The organism is Clostridium sp. (assembly GCF_032552055.1).
Taxonomy (GTDB): domain Bacteria; phylum Bacillota; class Clostridia; order Clostridiales; family Clostridiaceae; genus Clostridium.
In genome coordinates, this window is record NZ_JAWGSV010000157.1 from 1 (window position 1) to 7,414 (window position 7,414).

The 7,414-nt window shown below is 27.1% G+C and carries 5 protein-coding genes; all 5 read left to right on the forward strand.

Annotation, left to right across the window (positions count from 1 at the left end):
• Positions 1-1,351 (forward strand): methyl-accepting chemotaxis protein (locus E6248_RS10815; protein ID WP_316340815.1); only part of this gene is annotated, 1,351 nt, incomplete at its 5' end.
• Positions 1,352-1,622: 271 nt separating this feature from the next.
• On the forward strand, positions 1,623-2,429 hold the full coding sequence (locus tag E6248_RS10820) for a cation transporter (RefSeq protein ID WP_316340816.1): 807 nt from the start codon (positions 1,623-1,625) through the stop codon (positions 2,427-2,429).
• Positions 2,430-2,547: 118 nt separating this feature from the next.
• Positions 2,548-3,723, forward strand: coding sequence for a histidine kinase (locus E6248_RS10825; protein WP_316340817.1), 1,176 nt, complete (start codon positions 2,548-2,550; stop codon positions 3,721-3,723).
• Positions 3,707-4,384, forward strand: coding sequence for a response regulator transcription factor (locus tag E6248_RS10830; protein ID WP_316340818.1), 678 nt, complete (start codon positions 3,707-3,709; stop codon positions 4,382-4,384). Before E6248_RS10825 ends, E6248_RS10830 begins: the two co-directional genes overlap by 17 nt.
• 199 nt (positions 4,385-4,583) lie before the next feature.
• Positions 4,584-7,310, forward strand: a complete 2,727-nt coding sequence (locus E6248_RS10835; RefSeq protein ID WP_316340819.1) for a sigma 54-interacting transcriptional regulator — start codon at positions 4,584-4,586, stop codon at positions 7,308-7,310.
• The last annotated feature ends 104 nt before the right edge of the window (positions 7,311-7,414 follow it).

The following is a 7,414-nucleotide window of genomic DNA, read 5'->3' on the forward strand; positions in this document are numbered from 1 at the left end:
ACTTAATCTTGGAAAAGAAGAAGCTATGAATAATTCATTAAAAACTGCAATAGAAGGAGAGGTTTCTCAAGTTAGGGAGAAATTAGAAAATAAAGATATTATTAAGGTTTATTATCCTATTAAAGACACAAGTGGAAATGTATCTGCAGTATTAGAAATATATAGTGATGTTACTAATATAATAAATATAAGAAATGTAGTAATGGTTCAATTATTAATTTTAGCTGTATCTTTAATACTAGTATATATATTAATATCATATTTATTATCTAAAAGTATTAATAAAGGTGTTAAAGGTATAATTGATGGATTAGTAACTATTTCAAAGGGTGACTTAACAAAAGAAGTTAATATTAAAAATAAAGACGAGTTAGGGTTAATAGCAAAATACATAAATGAACTTCAAAAAAATATTTCAGAAATGATATGTAAAATATTAAATTTATCTAATAAGGAATTTGAAGAGATAGATCAATTATCTAAATCAAGTGGCGACATGGCAATATCCTCTGAGGAGGTTACTGCAACAATACAAGAAATTGATAGTAATATTATAATTCAAAACGAAGATTCTAAGAAAATAAACAGTTTTTTAGGGAATTTTGGTAAGTTAATACAAGATGTTAAAAATTCAATTAATAATATTAATAGTAATCTTTCAGTAATTAAAAATCAGCTTAGTTTAAATAATAAGGACTTAATTACTTTAAATAATTCAAAAAATGATATTGAAGATTCTTCAAAAACTATGAATGAAAAAATTAATGAGTTATATAATTCCATTGAAAAAATAAAAGAAATTACTAACTTTATTGATTCCATGGCAGATCAAACAAATCTTTTAGCATTAAATGCTGCAATAGAAGCAGCTAGAGTAGGGGAAGAAGGTAAAGGATTTGCTGTAGTTGCAAATGAAATTAGAAAACTTGCTGAAGATGTTAAAAAGTCTTCGTATAGTATTGATGGTGTATTAAGTAATATTTCTACTGAAGGTCAAGAGGTAATAAATATAACAGAAGTGCTAAATATAAAACTATCCAAGCAGTTTTCAGTTATAGATGACTCAGTTATATCCTTTAACGGAATAGTAGAAGAGATATTAGATTTAACACAAAAAATATCTAATGTTAATGGAAAGATGGACAAGGTTCTTGAAGAAAGAAATTACATATTTACATCTGTTTCTAAATCAAGTGAATTATTGGAAGGTATTTCAAAATCATCCGAAGAAATAAAGAATTTATCACTTGGTTTAAGTATAATGGCACAAGGAATTGCAGAAATTGCAGAAACATTAAATAACAATACTTATAATAAAAATGCTGTATTAAGTGTATTTAAAACTAAATAGTTATGGTTTTAGGGATAAATAAGAATGATATAAAGTACTTTTATGCTTTTTATACAAAATTGATTTTTGACAAATAACCATATAAATAGATTTTATATAACAGATTAGTTAATTGATAATTTTAGCAATTAAGTATAAAATATCACTAAGAATAGTACGTTTAAGGAGTGATATTATGAAAGCGGAAAACAAAATTCTTAAATTTTCTGCCTTTGGTGGATTGTTCTTCGCAGTTTTAGGTATTGCCTGGGGATGAGCTATAAACTCCAAAATGATAAGTTTTGATGGTTTTTACTCATTTATTAGTTTAGGGCTTGCCATTTTTGCAATTGTCATTACTAATTTTATTAATAAGAAGGACTTTAAAAACTATCCATTTGGAAAATCAACATTAGAACCTATATTAGTTATTATTAAATCTTTAGTTTTACTTATAATGTGTTCAATAACGATGTTTTCAGCAATAAGACAAGTATTTAACGGTGGTAATAGTGTAGATGAAGGTTTTGCACTTTGGTATTCTGTCATATCATCAGTTGGATGTACTTGGATTTATTTATATATGAAAAAATCATCTAAAAGCCTTAATTCTGAGATAGTTAAAGTAGAAAGTAATCAATGGCTTATGGATGCTATGATTAGTGTTGGTGTTTTAGTTGGTTTTATATTTAGTATACTATTAAAAAAAATAGGGCTGTATGAAATTTCAAAATACGTTGACCCTGGTATGGTTATTCTTACATCTAGTACTTTTTTAAGGATGCCAATTAGATCAATTATTGAAGCCTTTAAAGAACTTATTAACACAAGTGCAGATGAAGAGATAAATTATGATATTAATAATTTAGTTAAGACTATACAAGATGAATATAATATTGATGATTCTGTTGCTAGAGTAGCTAAAATTGGAAGAGAACTTAGAATTGAGATAGATTTTATAGTATCAAATGAATCTAAAATTAAATCCATAGAAGATATGGACAAGGTTAGAGAGTATATTGACAATAACACAAATCATTTTGATTTAAAAAAGTGGTTAAATATTTCTTTTACTAAAAATAAAAAATGGGCTGTGTAAAAACAGGTTAATAATTGTACTTTATTTGATAAGCTTTAGTTTATCCTATAAGGTACTTTTATTTTTTTACGAAAAGAATAATATAGGAATAAATATTATAAATTCTGGAGGGGTAATAGTGGCATTAAAGTACTCGAGTGACAACATAAAAGAAATAATAGGTGATGTGATTGAAGAAATAAATGATGGAAAAAGTAAAATATTTAATATTTCAGATAAAATGAGAGATGATTTAGAAGTAAGTAAACAAGAACTAAAAATTATAAAGTCTAAGTTAAGTGAAGTTATTGATGAAGTGGATGACTTAGAAAAAGTAGATAAGGCTATGAGAATAAAATTAGTTGAAGAATCAAAAAGAACAACTAATGCCGATCAAGCTCATTTTAAACTAGTATATGAAGAAGCATTAGAAACACGAGTTAAGTTTATCACTAAACAAAATGAGGAGAAGGAGCTTATTTTAAAAAGAGATGCACTTGAAAGGACATTAAGGGATTATATAAAAAGTATTGAAGAGGCAGAAAGCGCAGTTAATCAAATTAATATTGCTCTTGGATACTTACAAGGTAATTTTCTTGAAGTTTTAAAAGATGAAGATGAAAATTCGAAAATGATAAACGAAATAAAAATATTAGAAGCTCAAGAAGTGGAAAGAAAAAGAATTGCTAGAGAGATACATGATGGACCAGCTCAATATTTAGCAAATGCAATGATGAGAATTGATTTTTGTAAGGTTGTAGTACAAAAGGATTTAGATAAAGGATTAAAAGAACTTGACGACTTAAAGATGAACGTAAAAATGGCGTTAAAAGAAGTAAGAGGGATAATATATGATTTAAGGCCATTATCACTAGAAGAAAGAGGGTTTAATGATGCCATAAATGAGCTTATTAATAGGATAACTCAAGAAAATAATATAGAAATACATTCTTTTATAGAAGAGTATCCAAGAGAAATAGATAAGGCAATTCAAATATCAGCATATAGAATAGTTCAAGAAATTTTAAATAATATGAAAAAACACTCAAATGCAAAAATGGTAGATTTAAAAGTAAATTATATTGATAATTATATTTGTATATTTGTAAAGGATGATGGTGTTGGATTTGATGTAAGGAAAACACTTGCTAGAACTAAAGAGAAAGGCAATTGTTATGGACTTTTAGGAATATATGAAAGGGTTAAATCTCTTGGGGGAAGGGTTGATATAAAGTCCTTTGATGGAGATGGTGTAACTTTTAAGATTAAATTACCAATATGTAGGAAGGTATGTATAAATGAAAAATATAATTAAGGTAATAGTAGTAGATGATCATTCTTTAATACGAGAGGGATTAAATAGAATTATCAGTTTCGAAGAAGATTTGATGATAACTGGTGAATTTTCAAATGGAGAGGAACTTTTAACGAATATAGATATTAATGAATGTAATGTAGTGCTTTTAGATATAAATATGCCTATTAAAAGTGGAATAGAAACTCTAAAGGATATAAAAGCATTATCTAATGAGCTGAAAGTAGTTATGCTAACTGTTGAAAATGATAGAAAAACAATTATGCAGGCTATAGAACTTGGAGCAGATGCATATATATTAAAAGAATCTGCAGGGGCAGAAGTTGTAAATGCTATAAGAAATGTTTATGAAGGAGAAAAATACATAGATAAGTCTTTGATAAAAGTTATGTTTTCAGATTTCAAAAAAGCTGTAAATATAAAAAATGCTGAAAAAGAAAATCTAGAATTTTTAACCAATAGGGAGCTAAATATATTATTTGAAATTTCTAGAGGCTTAAAAAATAAGGAAATTGCAGAGAAGTTATTTTTATCAGAAAAGACTATTAAAAATTATATAACTAGTATTTTTAAAAAAATTGAGGTTGAGGATAGGGTGCAAGCGACGATTTTCGCTATTAGGAATAATATTGAGGAATACTATAAGGAAAGATTTAAATAAATTGAAATTATAGTTAGTAATTTAGTAATATTTACATTAAAGATACTATTAACATAGGATAAAACTATTGTGATAGTATCTATATTTTTATATAAGTATTATATTTTTGTTAATCTATTCAATTGAATATTAATGTAATTAATTCAAATCTATGTTAAAATATAGATGTAGAAGTTTACATTAGAATCGGGGGTAGAATATGAGTAAAATTAGTGAGGTTTTAGATGCATTAAAAAAATTAGATACTAAGAGTAGCAATGGTGTGACAGCAAGTGATGTAAGTGCTTTTATGAACTTAGATAGAGCTAATGTAAGCAGATATTTAAACAAGCTTTATAAGGAAGGGGCTGTTAGTAAGAGTGAAGGACATCCAGTTAAGTATAGCTGCGTAATTAAAGTTGTAGGTAAAGGGAAGAGTAGAAGTACTAAAGTAGACTTAAAGATGAATACCTTAGATACACTAGTTGGAGCAAAACAAAGTTTGGAGATGGCAATTCAACAAGCGAAGGCAGCAATTTTATATCCACCAAGAGGACTTCACACTTTAATTCTTGGAGAAACAGGTGTAGGTAAATCTATGTTTGCAGAAGCTATGTATAATTTTGCAAAAGAATCTGAAGTAATAGAGGAAAATGGACCATTTATAAGGTTTAACTGTGCTGATTATGCAGATAATCCTCAATTGGTAATGGCTCAAATATTCGGAGTCAAAAAGGGTGCATACACTGGTGCAGATTCAGATAAAGATGGGCTTTTAAAGAAAGCTAATGGAGGAATACTATTTTTAGATGAAATCCATAGATTATCCCCACAAGGTCAAGAAATGTTATTTACTTATATAGATAAAGGATTTTTTAGGGTTCTAGGAGATACTGAAAATTTAGTACATGTTGAGGCTCAAATAATTTGTGCTACAACAGAAGATCCACAATCTTTTCTGTTAAAGACTTTTACTAGAAGAATTCCTATGGCAATTACTTTACCATCCTTAAAAGAAAAGACTATAAAGGAAAGGTATTACTTGCTTAGAGAGTTTATAGAAAATGAATCTCATAGGGTATCAAAAAGTATATACTTCAACAAAAGTGCTTTAATATCTTTTTTACTATATGATTGTCCCAACAATATAGGACAGTTAAAGAGCGATATACAATTATCTTGTGCTAGGGCATTTTTAAAGTTTAAAGCTAAAAGCAAGGATTATATCCTTGTAGAACAAGAAGATTTGCATCAAAGAGTAAAATTAGGACTAATGAAGCTCCAAGATTATAGAGATGAAATAGATGAAATCTTAAGTAATATGGGGGATGTTCTAAAGTTTTGTTATGATGACAAGATAAACATTATAGAAGATGAGACCAAGCTTGAAGAAATAAAAGAAGGTGCAATGTTCTACGATAGAATAGAAAAGAAAATTGAAGAACTAAAAAAAGAAGGTATTGAAGAAAAAGAAATAGATGAAATTTTAAATATAGATATAGAGAAGTATTTCAGAAAATATATTAGGGATCTTCCAGATAAGTTCAAAAAGGAAGAGTTATCAAAGGCAGTAGATGGTAAAATAATAGACTTAGTTGAGGAGATACTAGTATATGCTTCGAAGAAACTTAATAGGGAATTTGATATTAGAGTTTATTATGGACTTGCTCTTCATATTCAAGGAAGTCTAGAAAGAATAAGAAAAGGGATTAAGATATTTCATCCTAGACTTAATTTTATTAGAGGTGAATATGCCAAAGAGTTTATAGTTTCTATGGAAATTGCAACTATAATAGATAAAAAATTAGGGATAGAAATACCTTTAGATGAAATAGGCTATATAACTATGTTCTTAGCTACAAATCCTTATGAAAAAGATAGGGAAAATGATGATAGAGTAGCTGTTTTAGTTATTATGCATGGTCATAGTACAGCATCTTCTATGGTTGAAGTTGCTAACTCACTTATTGGTGAAGATTATGTAAAAGCATTAGATATGCCTTTAAGTATGAAGGCCGAGGACATGTATAGAATAGTAAAAGAAAAGGTTAAAGAGATAAATAATAATAAAGGTGTATTTATATTAGTAGATATGGGTTCATTAACTAATTTTGCTGATATGATTAAAGAAGAACTAGATATTAAAGTTAAAACCCTAGATATGGTTACAACGCTTTTAGTAATTGAAGCAGGTAGAAAAGCTATTAATGGAAGAAGCTTAAATGAAATATATGAAGCTTGTTTTGAAATAAAAAGATATGGTATTCAAGGATTAACATCTAAAATAGATAGGAAAGAGAATATAATAGTGACATCTTGTTTTACAGGAGATGGATCAGCTCAAAGGCTTAAAGAAATTATTGAAAATAATATGAATAGCAATTCCAATATTAAAATTTATGCTTTAAATATTATTGATAAGGATGATTTTTATAGTAATTTAGACTCCTTAAGTAAAAAGTATAATATAATAGCTATAGTAGGAGTAATGAATACTTATTATCCTAATATTCCATTTATTTCAGCTGCTGATATTTTATCAGGATATGGTATAGATTCGTTAGAAAAATTAATAATACAAGAAGACGAATATTTTAAAATAGTTGAAAGTATGGAAAAACAAATCGAAAATATTGATTCATACAAGCTAGTTTCAGATATAAGAAGGACATTAGAAAGAATTGAGGAACATCTAAGTATAAGATTAATTCATGAAGTCAAAATAGGTATTTTAATTCATATTTGTTTCTTGATAGATAAACTTTCCAAAAATGGAAAAGAAACACCGTTTGTAATGTTGAATGAATTTAGAAATGCTAATAGCAAGGAATTTATTCTAATTAAACAATGTCTAAAATTATTAGAAGAAAGATATAATATTAACATAGGCGAAGATGAGCTCGCTCATATAGTAAAGATGGTTATAAACAATAAGGTATCTGTGTAATTTTAATAATTAAAATAAAATAAAAGAATAAGTGTGTAATTAATTATTACACACTGATTTTTTTAATATATTGAACTTGAATGTAGTGATAGTGCTGTTTGGAT

Excerpts from the sequence above, each read along its gene's own strand:
- E6248_RS10820 (WP_316340816.1), top strand. The coding sequence starts at position 1,623 with ATGATAAGTTTTGATGGTTTTTACTCATTTATTAGTTTAGGGCTTGCC.
- E6248_RS10830 (WP_316340818.1), top strand. The coding sequence starts at position 3,707 with ATGAAAAATATAATTAAGGTAATAGTAGTAGATGATCATTCTTTAATA.
- E6248_RS10835 (WP_316340819.1), top strand. The coding sequence starts at position 4,584 with ATGAGTAAAATTAGTGAGGTTTTAGATGCATTAAAAAAATTAGATACT.